The sequence below is a fragment of the Sulfitobacter sp. 1A13421 genome (assembly GCF_043557285.1).
Classification (GTDB): domain Bacteria; phylum Pseudomonadota; class Alphaproteobacteria; order Rhodobacterales; family Rhodobacteraceae; genus Sulfitobacter; species Sulfitobacter faviae.
This window is the reverse complement of the sequence record NZ_JBIFFQ010000009.1, coordinates 30,273-46,512: the sequence shown is the minus strand read 5'-3', so window position 1 is coordinate 46,512 and position 16,240 is coordinate 30,273. Positions and strand designations below refer to the sequence as shown.

Annotated in this window: 14 protein-coding genes; 12 read left to right on the top strand and 2 right to left on the bottom strand. The window is 60.1% G+C overall.

Translation table 11 applies throughout. The features are described from left to right. The first annotated feature begins 14 nt into the window (after positions 1 to 14). The gene (locus tag ACGYLI_RS14650; RefSeq protein ID WP_394419682.1) at positions 15 to 953 is read left to right on the top strand and encodes an ArdC family protein; all 939 of its coding nucleotides are present in this window, start codon (positions 15 to 17) and stop codon (positions 951 to 953) included. Positions 954 to 1,028: 75 nt separating this feature from the next. Here the strand turns inward: ACGYLI_RS14650 and alaE are convergent, their stop codons facing one another. Next, complete coding sequence (alaE, locus tag ACGYLI_RS14645) at positions 1,029 to 1,430, bottom strand: L-alanine exporter AlaE (protein ID WP_394419681.1); 402 nt, start codon at positions 1,428 to 1,430, stop codon at positions 1,029 to 1,031. A 168-nt stretch (positions 1,431 to 1,598) separates the two neighbouring features. On the opposite strand from alaE, the gene ACGYLI_RS14640 reads away from it, so the two are divergent. The 4 genes from ACGYLI_RS14640 (at position 1,599) to ACGYLI_RS14625 (ending at position 5,453) form a co-directional block, all read left to right on the top strand. Then, on the top strand, positions 1,599 to 1,988 hold the full coding sequence (locus ACGYLI_RS14640; protein WP_394419680.1) for a DUF3768 domain-containing protein: 390 nt from the start codon (positions 1,599 to 1,601) through the stop codon (positions 1,986 to 1,988). A gap of 158 nt (positions 1,989 to 2,146) precedes the next feature. Further along, positions 2,147 to 4,129, top strand: a complete 1,983-nt coding sequence (locus ACGYLI_RS14635; protein WP_394419679.1) for a ParB/RepB/Spo0J family partition protein — start codon at positions 2,147 to 2,149, stop codon at positions 4,127 to 4,129. A 74-nt stretch (positions 4,130 to 4,203) separates the two neighbouring features. Then, on the top strand, positions 4,204 to 4,797 hold the full coding sequence (locus ACGYLI_RS14630; protein ID WP_088636295.1) for a regulator: 594 nt from the start codon (positions 4,204 to 4,206) through the stop codon (positions 4,795 to 4,797). Next, the gene (locus tag ACGYLI_RS14625; protein ID WP_394419678.1) at positions 4,797 to 5,453 is read left to right on the top strand and encodes a DUF6927 domain-containing protein; all 657 of its coding nucleotides are present in this window, start codon (positions 4,797 to 4,799) and stop codon (positions 5,451 to 5,453) included. Before ACGYLI_RS14630 ends, ACGYLI_RS14625 begins: the two co-directional genes overlap by 1 nt. Here ACGYLI_RS14625 and ACGYLI_RS14620 read toward each other — a convergent pair. Then, entirely contained in the window at positions 5,450 to 5,965 is a 516-nt protein-coding gene (locus ACGYLI_RS14620; protein ID WP_223866110.1) for a hypothetical protein, read from the bottom strand. The genes ACGYLI_RS14625 and ACGYLI_RS14620 overlap by 4 nt on opposite strands. Positions 5,966 to 6,369: 404 nt before the next feature. Here ACGYLI_RS14620 and ACGYLI_RS14615 point away from each other — a divergent pair, with 404 nt between their 5' ends. From ACGYLI_RS14615 to ACGYLI_RS14585, 7 genes are all read left to right on the top strand, one after another. Continuing rightward, a complete protein-coding gene (locus tag ACGYLI_RS14615; protein ID WP_394419677.1) occupies positions 6,370 to 10,644 on the top strand; it encodes a strawberry notch-like NTP hydrolase domain-containing protein in 4,275 nt (1,424 codons plus the stop codon). 14 nt (positions 10,645 to 10,658) lie between these two features. Then, positions 10,659 to 10,964 (top strand): hypothetical protein, encoded by a 306-nt coding sequence (locus tag ACGYLI_RS14610; protein WP_055688068.1) that lies wholly within the window; start codon positions 10,659 to 10,661, stop codon positions 10,962 to 10,964. A gap of 124 nt (positions 10,965 to 11,088) precedes the next feature. Next, on the top strand, positions 11,089 to 11,817 hold the full coding sequence (locus tag ACGYLI_RS14605; protein ID WP_394419675.1) for a DUF736 family protein: 729 nt from the start codon (positions 11,089 to 11,091) through the stop codon (positions 11,815 to 11,817). 156 nt (positions 11,818 to 11,973) lie between these two features. After that, on the top strand, positions 11,974 to 12,510 hold the full coding sequence (locus tag ACGYLI_RS14600) for a hypothetical protein (protein WP_236549672.1): 537 nt from the start codon (positions 11,974 to 11,976) through the stop codon (positions 12,508 to 12,510). A 130-nt stretch (positions 12,511 to 12,640) separates the two neighbouring features. After that, on the top strand, positions 12,641 to 13,240 hold the full coding sequence (locus tag ACGYLI_RS14595; protein ID WP_394419674.1) for a rhomboid family intramembrane serine protease: 600 nt from the start codon (positions 12,641 to 12,643) through the stop codon (positions 13,238 to 13,240). Between the two features lie 225 nt (positions 13,241 to 13,465). Next, positions 13,466 to 13,642, top strand: a complete 177-nt coding sequence (locus ACGYLI_RS14590; RefSeq protein WP_394419673.1) for a hypothetical protein — start codon at positions 13,466 to 13,468, stop codon at positions 13,640 to 13,642. After that, positions 13,639 to 16,092 carry an AAA family ATPase gene (locus ACGYLI_RS14585; protein WP_058239113.1) on the top strand — a complete coding sequence of 818 codons (2,454 nt, stop codon included), beginning with the start codon at positions 13,639 to 13,641 and terminating at the stop codon, positions 16,090 to 16,092. Before ACGYLI_RS14590 ends, ACGYLI_RS14585 begins: the two co-directional genes overlap by 4 nt. The last annotated feature ends 148 nt before the right edge of the window (positions 16,093 to 16,240 follow it).

Below are 16,240 nucleotides of genomic sequence, written 5' to 3'. Positions count from 1 at the left end.
AAAGGAGGCCAGCCATGGCCCGATCCCGCACGCCCAAATTCGATGCCTCCGAGGTCATCACAAACGAAATCATCCGTATCATTGAGCGCGGCGTCCTGCCGTGGCGCAAGCCATGGACCGCAGGTGGCAGCTCTCGTCCCCTGCGCGTGGGCGGAGAACCCTACCAGGGAGTGAACAACTTCCTGCTGACGATGCGGACCGTGATGGCGGGCCACAGCTCTCCCTTCTGGATGACGTTGCCGCAGGCCAATGCCTTGGACGCAAAGGTCCGCAAGGGCGAAAAGTCCTCTGTCGTCGTTTACTACGGTCAAAGCCGGAGGGATGCCGGCGATGAGGATGACCGCAGCGACGGGGATGATCACTCCGAAGAAGCCCGCATCTTCCGCTTCCAGAAATCCTATCGCGTGTTCAATGCCTGCCAGATCGAGGGTTTGCCGAATAGCTTCCATCCCGAGCCGGACCCTGTTCCTGAGCATCCTCCGTCCGAGCCCATCCCGCACATGCAGGCGTTTTTCGATGCCATCGACATCACGACCGTCTTCACAGGAACGGAAGCGTACTATTTGCCCCCCGTGGACAAGGTTTACATGCCGTCCATCACCCGGTTCCAGGACCCGCGCAATTTCTACGGGGTCTGGGCCCATGAGCTGGCCCACGCCACGAAAGCCCCCCATCGACTGAACCGTGATTTCGGGCTCTCGAAGTTCGGCAACACCTCTTACGCGCGCGAGGAGATCGTCGCTGAACTGACCTCCGTGTTCCTGGGGCAAACGCTCGGCTTCACGGCCCATACGCTCGAGATGAATGCCGCCTACCTCCACAACTGGTTGCGCGTTCTGCGTTCGGACAAGGGCGCCATCTTCAAGCACGCGGCGGACGCGCAACGTGCCTGCGACTACCTGATCGTCAGATCGGAGACGGGCAGGGCAGGGCGCAGCGCCGAGGCCGCCTGACAGATCTATTGCTGCGAAGCGGAACATGGCCGCTTTGGGTCCAATATCACGTCGAATGCGTGACCGAAATTCAGGCTAGGTCACACCAGAAACTTTGCGAACTGCATCGAGGAACAGTCCGAACGGTCGGCTGACTGCGAACATCAGCACAGCGGTTGATACAAGAAGCAAAACAATTTCGCTTCGGTCAGCTCCAACGAAAAACAGCACTAAGGCATAAACGGGCAATTGGAACGACAAGAAGGCGAGCCCGTCGATCAGAGTTTTGCTCCAAGAAACCGTGGGCTTGGTTGTGCTGAAAAACCAGTCTCGCCAGAGTCCGTACGGTCGCCCTGTGAACAGCATGAGCGGTATCATTGTCAGTCGCGTCTTCAGAACTTCGCCGGGCTCCATACCTGCGACGAACAATTCGGTAAGCGATGCGACAAACGTGAAAAAGATCACTGTCGCAAGTGTATCAACGATGGCTTTGCGCATGCCGTCGATTAGCGGTTCTGGATCAGATTGTCGAACGGCAGCAAAGTCCCGCTGGGCTGACACTTGGATCTGTTCGGGTTGGGGAGGTTTGGTCTGGGTCCTTTCACCACGCGGAAAAGCGAAAGCGGGCTTTGAGAAGGGTGTTTCAACTTCTCAAAGGAGATCCCCATGTCCATGACCGTTCAACCCCAGCCAGACCGTCCCGATCCGACCTTGATCGCGGCGCAGAACGACGCGTTTCGAAAGCTCGCATGCCTTGGAGTGCCGCCCGCGCAACCCATCCAGGGCCGCATGCATGTGACCCGCGCGCTTATGGAGGCCGGCGATGGCTTCATGGCCGAGGCGGTCAAGGCAACCGGTGAGTTTGCCACGTTCGAGCCTGAGAATGATCCCGAGGGCTGGCACGATTTCGGGGCGGTCGAGATCCGGGGAGAGACCGTGTTCTGGAAGATCGATCTCTATGAAGCAGACTCGGACTTCCGCTATGGGGCTGAGACCCCGGACAATCCTGCCACCACCATGCGCGTGCTGACAATCATGCTGGCGCGCGACTGGTAGAAGGGCAGGGGACTCCTCACCCTGACATCTGAGACGATGAAGGCCCGCTGACCCCTCAAAGGGAAAGTGGGCCTTTTGTCGTGGTGATCCCTGAAGCCGGGGATTGGTCACGCGCGTGAAGGCGCGGGCCACACCTCACCCACCTGGAAGGATATCCCATGACCACAAGCTTTGCCCCTCTCACCGTCGCGATCGGCGATCTTGTCGCCCACCCCGCCAATGTGCGCAGCAACGCGCCGGAAACCTATGATCCCGAGAACATCGCCCATCTGAAGGCCAGTATCGCTGTGCTGGGCCTGCTCCAGCCGCTTCTGGTTCAGAAGCTTGACGGCAAATATGCTGTCCTCGCCGGTGGCCGGCGCCATGCAGCCCTGAAGGAGCTGATCGCTGACAAGGCCAGCAAGGGATTCACGGCGAAAACCAAGGTGGACTGCCGCCTTGTCCCTGAGGAGTGCGACGTCACCACGGCGCTGTCGCTCGCCGAGAACATCACCCAGGCACCGATGAATGCCATCGACGAGTTCGAGGCCTTCGCCCGGATGATGGAGGTCGACGGCCAGACGCCCGAGACGATCGCAAAGACCTTCGGCGCCACGGTGGCGGCCGTGAAAGGCCGGTTGCGCTATGGCCTTATCCACCCCGACATCCGCGCCGCGGCCCGGGGCAAGGTGATCACGCTCGACACGATGAAAGCCTTCGCCGAGCACCCGAGCCAGGAGGCGCAGCGCGAGGTCTTCGAGGCGCTCACGAAGGACGGCGGCTATCTGCAGGCCTATACCGTCCGTCAGGCCCTCAAATCCCGCGGCGTGCAGGTCAGTGACGATATCGGGGCTTTCGTGCGCGCGGACTACGAGGCCCGCGGCGGCGCCGTCGCGGCTGACCTTCTGGAAGAGCATTCCGTGCTTGAGGATGCAGCACTGGTCGAAACCATCCTGCTCGAGAAGCTCGGTGCCGCCGCCGAAGAGGCCCGCATAAAGCTGGGCTTTGCCTGGGCCGATGCGATGGTCCGCTATGATTACGCGACCATGGCCGACTACGGCCGCGTTTATCCCGGCCCGATCGAGCCGGATGAGGCTGCCCAGAAGCGCATCGATGAGATCACCGCCGAGCTTGAGAAATTGCAGCTCGAGATGGAGGATGAGGGGCTCGAGGACGGTGCTTACAATGCCCTTTACGAGCGCGTGGACGCCTTGGAAGAGGAAGCCCGCGATCTGCAGGAGGCCTACAGCGCCGAGGACCTCGCGCGGTCCGGGGTGATCGCGTCGTGGCAGGGTGGGCAGATCACGCTCCATGTTGGTCTTGTCCGCCCGGAAGACATCGTCAAAGAGGAGGGCGCGTGCGGCTCCTCGGATAGCTCGACCAGGGAGGAGGCCCCGGACCCGGGCGAAATCACCTATCCAGCCTCACTGGCTGAGGACCTCAAGACCGAGCGGGCCATGGCACTGGGGGCCGCGATGGCGCTGCATCCGGAAGCCACGCTCGATCTGACGCTCTTCAAGCTGGTCAGTGACGTTCTGGCCAGCGGCATGAGTGTCACGCAGGCGATCAAGATCGATGCCCGCAAGGAATATCGCAGCCATGCCAAGATGGACGAGATCGACGAGACCTCGCTCGAGCAGGTGGCGGCGGCGCATGATGCGCTTGATCTGTCCTGGCTCGATGACACCCGCCCGCCCGCCGATCAGTTCGCGGCGTTTCGCGCGCTGGAGGCAGGGGAGAAGGCCAAGCTCGTCGCCTTTGCAACCGCCAGCACCACGCAGTCCTGCTTCGCGCGGGACCGCCAGCGCGACAACCTGATGCATGACTTCGAGATCGAGATCATGCCCGACATCCGCGCCCACTGGACGCCGAATGCGGCGCTCTTCAACCGCTTCAAGAAGGCATGGATCCTGAAAATCCTCGGCGAGGATCTGGGTCTCGCCCAGGAGGCGGTGACACTGGCCTCTTCGAGCAAGAAGGAGATCGTCACCTTCTGCGACAAGCTCTTTGCCGAGCCCTTCGCCACGCTGACGGACGCGCAGCGCGCTGCCGTGGCCGCCTGGTGCCCGCCCATGATGCAGACCGCCGGTGTCGCCCGTGATGAGGCGGAGCCCGCTGCGGAAACCCCCGAGCCTGACAGCGAGGTCGGGCAAGCGGCCTGAGACCTCATGCGACCCGCGCGAAGTATTTCGCGCGCGCGGGTCGATCCTCTCATACCCAACGGAAAGACATCTCCATGGCTATTCTCAAGTTCTCTGCCTCCGCTGTCGCGGCGCAAATCGCCCATGCGCGCGCCTGCAAAACCTTCCTGCCCAACTGGAACGGACCCGTGGACAGGCCCGCCCTGATCCTCATCGTCGGCAATGGTGTGCATCTGCGCTCAAACGGCATCGATGGCACGACCACCCGCATCGTCACCACCGAACAGGCCGATCCGTCCTTCGCCTTCGCCGAAGGCATGAACCCGTTTCGGGACACCGACTGGATGGCGCAGCGCCGCATGGCGTTTCGCGATCTGACCGGCCAGTTCTACACCGACATCCTGGATGACGTGCAGGTGCTCATCGACCGGGGGCGGGGGGCCATCCGGCTCGCCACCGATGGCCACAGCATCCGCGTCTTCGTGCGCCGGGCTTCGGACTATCTCATCGGCGGGACCTACGAGGTGCCCTCGGGCCTCGGCGGCACCTTCCGGGTCATTCTCAAGGATGCCTGCGACACCTTCGCGATCGTGCAGAACTGCGGCAATTGCGAGGATTTCGACGCCATGCAGCCCTACCGCGTGCCGCTCGATGCGCTGATTGAAATCGATGACCGGAGGGCGGCGTGATGGGTTGGCTCTTCTACACCGACGGCCGCGTCCAGACCTACGCGGATGAGAAAGCGGAGATTGCTCGGCTGTGCACCTTCGAGGGCGAAAGGCGCAAGACGGAACTGGTCAAAGCCTGCAAGGTGGGTTCGACTTGGTACGCGGCGGCAAAGGTCATCAATCTCAACGGCACCCCTGTCGAAGACACGACCTATGTGACCGATGCGGACGGGTCGATCACTTTTGGCGCTGTCTTCCTCACCCGATACGATGACGGCTTCTGGGGCTACAAGGACATGGAGGAAAGCGCTGGCCCGAACGAGTCTCGTGCTCCCCTTGGGCTGATCGAGCTCCTCTCCGACCTGAAGGACCCGGACAGCTACGCCCAGGATTGGCGTCAGCGCTGCCGGGACTGGGCGTCGATCCCGGACTACGAGGAAGGCGACAAGATCAAGCTCGCAGCACCTGTGACGCTCACCGATGGCAGTACCTGCCAGATTGTCACCGCGACCCACTACAGGCGCGGGCGGCAAAAGCGCCGCTGCTACCGCATCGAGGAAACTGGTGGGCTCGTACGCCTGTCGAAGGCCTCGCTTGCGGGCTCGGAGTTGCTCAGCTCCGCGAAAGGTGCGGCTAGCCCGGTGCTGGCGGAGTTCCTGGCGGGGCGGGACGCTTAGGGGCGCACTGCGAGTAGTGCGCGCACCGTCTCGATTTCCAGCACCCAGTTGCTGGTCGTTTCGTTGCGCCATCTTATGCAGCGGATGATCCGATCAAAATCATCCTGAAGGGCGCGCGGAAAAACAGGCTCATGGTGTGCGATTCTGTTGCGGAGCCTCCTCACGGCTTCAATGTCAGACCTTAATTCAGATCGGCGCTGGCTGGCAGCGACACCACGAGGCGCGTCCGGAAACACTGCGTAGAAATGATCGTCCCACAGTCTGCCTTGGTGCCTGTTTGTCAGCATCTTCTCCCAAAACACGAACTTCAGTTCGGCGACGACCTTTCCGGCAGTGGGTTGCTGTGCTGCGCAACCTTCGAGGTCTCGTTTGGGGCTGTATGCCGGACCGCGCGGGTTCGGTAACGAACGGATGAAGCCTTGTGTCCAAGGCCATGTTCCTCCATGGACAGCTTCGATTGCTTCCACGATCGCGTTTCGCAGCGCAACTTCCAAAACATGGAGTGGAACCATGAACGCGGCTGATACTTGAAGATTCCAGTGGTATAGGTGGAGAGCTCGCGTCCTATCATTGCCGGTTTCGCGCAGATAGGTCGCAAACCTAGGTGCGGATAGGACGTTCGGAAGGTGGTGTTCTTCATCAGCCGTGAACGGTGGATACATTGACAGTAAAGACTTTCGGTGCCATATAGGGCGTGAGCTTTGAGACTGCGGGCACTATGCCTCCCCTCATTGCACAAAGAAAGCAAAAGCCCGTCGCATTGCGGCGGGTTTTTCAGTTTTCTAATCCAACTCCGAAAAACCGTTTGATTGGCCGGCCGTAGATTGGATGCCTCTTGGTCTGAGCTCATCATCCCGAAAAGCGAAAGAGGGCTTTTTGTCTTTGGAACTCAGACCCTGATCCAAAGGAAACCCCCATGTCCAAGCCCCGCTCAACGCTCCCCAATCCTGTTGAATTCGACGCTAACCTCGCCTCTGCCCTGGAGCAGATCGGCACGGAGATCGACCTCCAACCGCTGCGCAGCTCAGCGCTGGCGCGCATCATGCGCGAGACGTTTCATGGCAGTGATGCCGGGGGCGCCTGGGACTGGCGCATAGCCTATGACATGATGCAGGCTGCGGCCATCCAGGTGCTGCTGGGTGGGGACGGCGCGGCAGGTGACATCGCCGCTGCAAAGCTCCTTGCCTCACGGCTTCTCACGGAAACGCGCCGGTCAGAGCAGCAGATCCGGCTGCAGCAGTTTTCCACGCCGCTGCCATTTGCGGCGCTGGTCTTGCGGGCTGCGGCGATCCGCGAGGGCGAAACCGTGCTGGAGCCCTCGGCTGGCACTGGTGCCCTGGCTGCTTTCGCCGCCCGGGCCGGTGCCACGCTTGTGCTCAATGAAATCGACCCCTTTCGCCAGCGCCTCCTGCGCGCGGTTTTCGGCGGCGAGGTGACGGGCCATGACGGCGAGCATATCGACGATCTACTGCAAACGCCGGTTCTACCCGACGTCGTGGTGATGAACCCGCCCTTCGTCTCATCGATCGATCGCTCCCGAGACAAGCACATCGCCGCCAAGCATCTCATCGCGGCTGCAAAGCGCTTGGCACCCGGCGGGCGGCTTGTGGCGATCATGCCGCCGGGATTCACGCCCGAACGCGATGCCGCGCATTGGTCCCGCGCCTGCGGCCTCCTGACGCCGCGCTTGGCGTTGACGATGCCGGGGCAGGTCTACCGCAAGCTCGGCACCTCTGTCGAAACCCAGCTCATGGTCTTCGACAAGGTGCAGGAAGACGGCGAGATGATCCGCGCAAATGTGCGGAATCTGGATGAAGCCTTGGCATATGTCGATGCCGTGGCCGCAACCCGGCCTGAGATGCGCCCCGTCCAACGGGCGGCAGCGGTTACTCCTGCGCGACCGACCGTTGCATCCTCTGCCCCGCGCAAGACCGTCGCTGCGCCTGTCGCCCCCTCCAAACCCCGGGCCAATGCCGTCCGTCCGCTCAGCTTCACAAGCTTTGAGACCCCTCGCGACAACACGCCCATCTCGGACATCTATGCGCGCTACCGTCCGCAGCGGATTGAGATCGCAGGCGCGCAGGAACATCCCACACCGCTGGTCGAAAGCATCGCCATGGCTTCCGTGGCGCCGCCCGTGCCCTCTGGCGCGGCCAATGCGGAACTGCGTCTGCCCGCAAAGCTGATCGAGGAGGGACATCTCTCCGAGGCGCAGCTCGAGACCATCATCATGGCGCATGATGCCCATGGGCGTGATCTGCCCGGCCGGTTCACGATCGATGACGACCAGACCAAGCTGACGCGCGCCGATGATGACCCGGAGGCACGTGCCTATCGCCTTGGCTATTTCCTCGGGGACGGCACCGGCTGCGGCAAGGGCCGCGAATGTGCGGGGCTCATCCTTGTGAACTGGCTGGCCGGGCGCAGGAAGGCCATCTGGGTCTCCAAATCCGCCACGCTCATCGAGGACGCCATCCGCGACTGGACCGATCTCGGCGGCTCGCCCGCCGACATCCAGCCGGTCTCCAAATGGAAACCGGACCAGTCCATCCCGATGGGCGACGGCATCCTATTTGTCACCTACGCCACGCTGCGGTCCGCGGGCAAATGCGGCACCACGCGACTGAGCCAGATCCTCGCCTGGATGGGCGAAGACTTTGAAGGCGTGCTGGCCTTTGATGAGGCCCATGCCATGCAGAACGCGGCCGGGTCCGAGCAGGGCAGGGGGGTCAAACCCTCCCAGCAGGGCCTTGCTGGCCTCCGGCTGCAACTGGCAGCACCCCGCGCTCGCGTCTTCTACATCTCGGCCACGGGTGCGACGAGCGTCCACAACCTCGCCTATGCCGCGCGCCTGGGGCTCTGGGGGCAGGGCCCCGAATACCCCTTCCCAAGCCGCGAGAGCTTCGTTTCTGCGATGGAAGCCGGCGGCGTGGCTGCCATGGAGGTGGTCGCGCGCGATCTCAAGACGCTCGGCCTCTACACGGCGCGGGCGCTGAGTTTCGACGGCGTGGAATACGACGTTCTCGAACATGCGCTGACACCGGCCCAAATCGAGATCTACGACGCCTATGCCGGCGCCTTCCGGACGATTCATCACAATCTCGAGGCGGCGCTGACCGCGACGGGCGTCAATGATGCCTCCGGTCAGACCAATGCCTCCGCCGCCAATGCCTCGGCCAAGTCCCGCTTCGAGAGCGCCAAGCAGCGCTTCTTCAACCATCTCCTGATGGGCATGAAAGCCCCGACCATTATCCGCGCTATCAATGAGGACCTGGCGGAAGGATTTGCCTGCGTCATCCAGGTGGTCTCGACGGGAGAGAGCCTGCTGAAGCGCCGGCTCGAGGCGATGGACCCGGAGGACGAACTGGCGGAGGGTGCCTTGACACCTCGCGACTACGTTCTCAGTTACCTTGAGCAGGCCTTCCCGATCCATGCCCAGAAGCTTGTCGAGATCGACGGGAACATGGTGGCCGAGCCGCTTCGGGATGCGAACGGCGCCTTGGTCGTCTCACGCGAGGCGCTCGCCTTGCGCGACGCCGCGATGATGGAGCTGATGACGCTGGCGCCGATCCCCTCGGCGCTCGATCAGATCCTCTGGGCCTTTGGCGATGAGGCCGTGGCAGAAGTCACAGGCCGATCTATCCGGCCCCTCAAGGCCGAGGACGGCCATCTCTTCATCGAGAAGCGCGCCGCCAGCAGCAATTCCTCCGAAACCCAAGCCTTCATGGACGGCGAAAAGGATATCCTGATCTTCTCCGACGCGGGCGGTACGGGCCGGTCCTATCACGCGGCGCAAACGGCGAAGAACCAGAAACGGCGGCGGCACTACCTGTTGGAGCCCGGCTGGCGCGCCGACGCGGCCATCCAGGGGCTCGGCCGCACGCATCGCTCGGCCCAGGTCAGCGCGCCCTTCTTCCGGGTCTGCACCTCGGATGTGCATGGCGAGAAACGCTTCACCTCGACTATAGCCAAGCGCCTCGACCAGCTGGGAGCCCTGACCAAGGGTCAGCGCGAGACCGGCTCGCAAGGCATGTTCCGCGAGGAGGACAATCTCGAAAGCCCGATCGCGCGCGCGGCATTGCGTGGCTACTATGCCGATCTTGCGGCCGGGCGCGCCGAGGCGATGAGCTACGAGAGCTTAACCGACTGGACGGCCCTGCGGCTGATCGACAAGGACGGGGTGCTGCTCGAAGAGCTGCCGCCGATCCAGCGGTTTCTCAACCGGGTGCTTGCCCTGCCCATCCACATGCAGAACGCACTCTTTGCCGAGTTCATGCGCCGGATTGCTGATCAGACGGAACGTGCGCGCGCGGCGGGCACGCTCGATCTCGGCGTGGAAACCCTGCGCGGCGAAAAGATCGAACAGGTCTCCACAGAGGATCTCTGGACCTGCCCGAAATCCGGCGCCGTGACGCGGATCATCGGGCTGGAGGTGACCGACCCGGTCCACGTCCTTGGGGCCGAAGAGGCCATGTCGCGCAATCCCGACAAGCTGCCGATGGTCAACCGAGCGTCTGGCCGCGCGGCGCTCATCTCGGCGCGGCCCATGCAGATGTATGACGAGGATATCGTCACGCTCATGCGCAAGGCGGTGCGGCCCAATGGCTCCAGCTACCTCGAAGAGACGCGCTTCGAGTCCTCGGCCTGGGAAGACATCGGAAGGCCCGAGTTTGCAGGACTTTGGGATGCCGAGGCCGCATCCCTGCCAAAAACCACCACGACCAAGCTCTACCTGTTGACAGGACTGCTGTTGCCGATCTGGAAGGACATCCCGACCACCAATGAACGCATCTACAGGGTCACGCCGGACGGGGCGACAGCGATGATCGGGCGCACGCTGAGCGAAGAAGGGGCGGCCGCGCTGCGCGCCCGCTTCCTCGTCTCAAACCCGCAAACACCGCAGGAGATGTTGACCGCTGCGCTCGGCACCACGGCGCCGGTCGATCTGGGCCAGGGTCTCACCCTGACCCGTCGCCGGGTCGCAGGCGAGATGCGTCTCGAGCTGGGCGGTGCGGATCGGGGCATGATTGAAGGTCTCAAGGCCATGGGGTGTTTCACGGAGATCATCGCCTTCCAGTTGCGGGTGTTCCTGCCGCATGGGGATGGGATCGACACATTGGGCATCCTCTCCCGGATTGTTGGAACCGGACCAGACGCCACGCGGGACGTAACTTCAGTGGCAGCAGAATAGGCGAGGGGACGATCATGACACTCGAAGAGATCAAAGCCGCCATCGATGCCGGTCGGACCGTGCATTGGGCCAACACCGGCTACCGCGTGCACAAGGACAGCCTCGGCCAATACCTGATTACGTTTGAGCCGAACGGCAGCACCATCGGGCTGACCGACCGGAGCGGGCAGCGGTTGAACGGGGAGGAAGCAGAGTTCTTTATCGCTGGACCGGAGGGTGGCGACGAGAAGAGCCAGGACAGCCAACTGAGAGCAGACGGGCAAGGGAGGGGCGTCGTACCCGGCGGGGAGGTGGCACAATCTCTCAGGCGACAGCGCTGAACTGAAGGTTGGGAAGAAAGGAAAGCGAGCTTTCTGGTTTGTGATCCCAGGAGGGGTCGAAAAAGCAATCCCCGATGCGCTGGCAAGGACGTCAGGCACCGGCCAATCCAAAAGGAAACATCCCATGTTCGCAGGAACCCTCACCCGCAATGTCGAGACCGCAGCCGCTCAGTACACCGGCATGATCCACTCGACGCGCTTTGACATCGCCATCCAGTTGGAGGCGCGGGCCAAGATGTCCGAACGCAGCCCGGATTTTGACGTGACGGCAGTCAACAAATCAGGCCGCAAGGTGCGCATCGGCACGGCCTGGAACGAGACCGGCAACACCAGCGGCAACCCCTACATCTCGATGCAGATCGATGTCGGTTTGGGCCCGTTCCGCGTCAATGCCGTGCAGACGAAGGAAGCGCGCACAGCCCAAAGCGGCGAATTCGAGATCATCCCTCTGGTCTCGAACGGCCTGATGAAATCCGGCTCGATCTCGGGCGAGCTCACCGCCATGGACGCCGACAACGCCTTCACCGGCTACATCGCCAACATGATGTTCGATCTGGAGTTCATGCTGATCGAGAACGATTACAAGACCGAAGACACGCACCCCGATTACCGTATCGAGGTCAGCTCGCCCCGGGGCACACCGATCCGCGTCGGCTCGGCCTGGATGGCGAAAAGCAGCCGCACGGGCAATGACTACCTGTCGCTGCTGATCAACACGCCCGATGGCGACCTGCGCGTGAACGCCGTGCAGAACGAAGAGCAGCGCGGCGGGCAGGCCTTCTCCATTATCCCGTTCATCGACAGCGGTGAGCAGCCGCAGGACGCAGGCACGGGGCTGTCGTTGGTCGCCTAATTGGCACGCGAGGGCGAGACGATCTGAACCCAAAGGGGAGCCGTGGGATCACGGTTCCCCTTTTTCCATGTTTGGCTGCATGACGGGCGCCATCTGCTTGCGATCTGCTGAATATGATATACGATAATATATTATCGAATGGACGAAGGTAGGCGCATGGTGGCGAGACTGGGAAAAGCTCCGTGGTTCGAGAGCTTTGATGTAGAAGCAGAGGTTGCAGAGCTTCTTGCTCATATCGAGCGTTGCACCGGATTTGCGCTGCTTGACCGCAAGCGTGATGTCATCATGATCCATGCAAGGGCAAAGCTCGACAGGACAAGGCAGGCATTTCTGGAGGCCAAGGCGGCGGGAAAGCCGGTGTCCACATCGCGGCGTGCGTATCTGACCGAAGTTCAGGACACGATCTTCATGGCGATCCCGGAGGAGAACCTCGCGCGGATGCCGCTGCGCGAGCAGGTTCTCAACGACCCGTCATTTTACGCGGATGCCATGCACCGCGCCGCTGCGATTAGCGAGGATGAGCTTTTCATGGCGCTGTCCTCTTCGCTGAAAGACATGACAGTCCAAGACGCCCGGGCCTTCGTCTCGAAGCTTTGGCACAACACGATCGATGACAATGCGCGCAAATACGCCGAAGCCCTGAAGCGTCCCGAGCGTGAACCGCAGCCCTTTCGTCCGGGAAACACCGTGTAAGATCCGAGCCATTCTCTTGGCTTGAGCCGTACCGAGGTTGGCCGCCTCAAACCCCCTTTCCTGGAGGTGGCATCCTGTGCAGCGCGCGAAAGCCGTTGAAGGTGCTGTGGGGACGTCTACTGTCGCCAACATGATGAACCGGGATCACATGCGCGCCTTCTTTCGTCGCGCCGCGGCGCTTGTCGCCTTTGTCGCACTGCTCTGGGCGGTTCACCTCCTCAATTGGATTATCGGTTACGGCTTGAATCCGGCCTTCGGCCTGATCCCCCGTCACGTAAGCGGATTGGATGGTGTCATCGCCATGCCCCTCCTGCATGGAAGTTTCGCGCACCTTATGGCAAATACGCCGCCGCTCTTGGTGATGGGTGGGCTGTTGGTGGCAACGACCACGAGGGCCCTGCTGCCGGTGAACGCAGTGGTGATCGGCCTCGGCGGCGGACTCGTCTGGCTGTTCGGAAGCTCCGCCATCCATATCGGTGCGTCAGGGTTGGTCTTCGGCTGGTTTGGCTTCCTCGTCGCGCGCGGCTTCGTGGATCGCTCATTGATCACGCTGGGCGCGGCACTGGTGGTCGGTGTCCTCTATAGCTCCATTCTCTGGGGCGTTCTTCCGGGCCAATCCGGCGTCTCCTGGGAGGCGCATCTCTTCGGCGCCATCGCGGGCGCGGCCGCTGCAGCCCTTGTCCGGACGCATGTCCATGTGCCGCGCCTCGGCGGTGTCGATCTGGACTGAAGCCGTACGCCCGACGTGGTCGACCCGGTGCTGTCATTCGTAAACGCCGAGATGCTGCAGTGCAGTTTCCTCAAAGCGGCCATTGCATATGTCCCAGCTCCTAACCCCCAAAAATCGGCGCTGGTTGAACCTTCGGCAGTAATCCCTCACCTTCCTGCAAGAGACCTCTTTCCGCAGGGCGGTGCTCAGCCTAAAGTGGAACCAGTTACTTAGATATGGTGCAAAATGGCGTCGCTTCAGGATTCAGTCGCAAACAAATTCCTCGAGACACTTTCGAATGATGAAAATTTTGATGCATCCAAAATACAAAAGCTTGAAGCGCTCTTGAAAGAAGGTCGAAAAATTAAGGCCGACGATCTAGCCGAGATTTTCACTCTTCCAGACGGAGGGGAAGTTCTGTGATCAAGATCATTTCAGCGCACATCGAGGAATTTCGTGGAATTCGTAAGTTGGACATCAACTTGGCTGAGAAGACCTTCGCGATATCCGGTCCGAACGGCTCGGGAAAAAGTGGGGTCATTGACGCCATCGAATTTGCACTAACTGGTCAAATTGGCAGATTGACCGGAACCGGAACCAAAGGGCTCTCACTAGCAGATCATGGTCCACATGTAGATCACATCAAATTCCCAGATGCCGCATTTGTAGAGCTGGAAGTATCCTTCCCGACGCTTGGCAAAAAAGCCAAGCTCACTCGCAAAGTCTCTGCCCCCAAGAAGCCAAGTATCGAACCGAACGATCCGGACATCGTGGAGATTCTGGACGAAGTTTCTCAGCATCCCGAAATCACTTTGGCGAGAAGAGAAATTCTGAAATTCATCTTGGTCGAACCAACGAAGCGATCTGCACAGATTCAAGAGATTCTAAAGATCGATGAGTTGGGTCAGACCCGTTCGGCACTGAACACAGCATACGGCAAGCTCAACCGGGCAGCGATTGCGGCGGAAAAGGATACGCAGGACAAAAGAAATACACTGTTGCAGCACCTAGGCATCACGTCGTTGTCTGCAGCTGAGATGCTCAAAGCCGTCAATGCAAAGCGCCAGCTGCTAGGACTAGAAATCCACGACACCATAACAGCTGATACAATCATCGACAAAGGCTTGGCAGAGCCTGCTGGTGAACAATCGCTCAATAAATCCGCAGCACTGATCGAACTGGACAAGCTTAACAAAAAGCTCGTCGAGCTTGGACAATCTCCGTCGCCGGATGCAGAAGCTCTTGTCGATCAGATAGAGCAACTTGAAAACGACGCACAGCTCCTTGTTTCGTTGCAACAACGCGATTTGGTGGAAAGTGGATTAAAGCTGGTGGACGGCCCGTCATGTCCGATGTGCGATCATGAATGGCCGGATGAAGCACATCTTCTTTCGCATTTACACGCCAAGCAGCGGAAATCGCAAGCGGCAGGAGAGCTCAAGCAAAAGCTCGTTGAACATGCATCATCGCTTTCGAATGAAGTGGGGAACTTGAAGGCGCTGCTGCTCGAAACTCACCGTATTGCCAAGATTGAGAACGCAGTTGAAATGCTGTCCAGCGTCGTCGCATGGGGCAAAGACTTGGCGTTTTTTCAGGAACAACTAAAGTCTTTCGCAACAATCTTGGAGTTGAAGGATCGCTTGGCCAATGGATGGCCAGCCATACCGGAAGGCTTTCGGGCCAAACTGGCGGACTTTGTGAGCGCTATTCGCGCGAAGCCTGATCAATCAGCTTCGTTGGCCGCACAGAGCTATCTGATCAATGCTGAACAGCGGTTCAAGGACTACAAAGCAGCACGTCTTACCGAGACAGCTTCCCAAAAGGCACGAGACGCCAGCAAAGTCGCATATGACGCTTGGTGCGCAGCGATGGAGTCGGAACTTGACGAGCTTTACGAGGCCGTCGAAGATGATTTCAGCAAGTTTTATCGGCTTTTAAATGACGGCGATGAGCAAAAATTTGTCGCGCGCTTTAAAGCAACTGAAGGGCGTCTCGATTTTGATGTGAATTTCTACGAGCGGGGACTTTTCCCACCAGGTGCTTTTCATAGCGAAGGTCATCAAGATGGCATGGGTGTATGCCTATACCTAGCATTGATGAAGCGGCTATTGGGTGACCGTTTTACCGTTGCGCTGCTCGATGATGTTGTGATGTCTGTCGATGCAGACCATCGCTACCAATTTTGCAAACTTTTGATGGCAGAATTCCCAAACACGCAGTTCGTAATTGCCACCCATGACAAAGTTTGGGCAGAGCAGATGCGTTCGGCAAATCTAGTGACCCGAAAAACATCTATGGCTTTTGATAGTTGGTCTGTGGACACTGGTCCGTTGGTGGAATCAAATCCAGAGATTTGGGCAGAAATTGATGCAGCTTTGACTAAGGGTAAGGTCGAAGTTGCGGCTCCGATTTTGCGGCGTCACATGGAGTTTGTAGCGCGACTACTTGCGGATCAACTGGGGGCGCAAACGGTCTTCAGGGCGGATAACAGCTACGATCTAGGGGGGCTATTACCGAGCGCCTTTTCTAGATTGTCAGATCTCCTAGGAAAAGCCGTCGACTCGGCGCAATCCTGGGGCAACGAGGACCAAAAGTCCAAAGCGCAGGCTCGCAGGCAACGTCTCAAGGAAGCCAATACTCACAAGGGCGAAGAAGACTGGACCGTCAATAAGGCCGTACATTTCAACGAGTGGGCCAATTTTAGTCCCAACGACTTTATGCCTATTGTAAATGCGTTTAAGGATTTGCTGGCATGCGCACAATGCGATGACTGTGGATCATGGCTGTACATTACTCCCAAAGGCACTTCTCCCGAAGGACTTCGGTGTTCATGCAATTCTGTGAACCTAAACCTCAAGAAAAAGCCTAAGTAGCCGCATTTGGGACTTTTATCTCGTTAGCGCGGTGAAGCGAGGTCTGCTTAACAGGCTGCTGAAGAAGTCGGCCTTGAAGGACGTTATTCCTGCCGCCACGATTTGAAGTCGGTTTTCTTCGGCATCGGCATCGGCGGTGGTCGCGGGT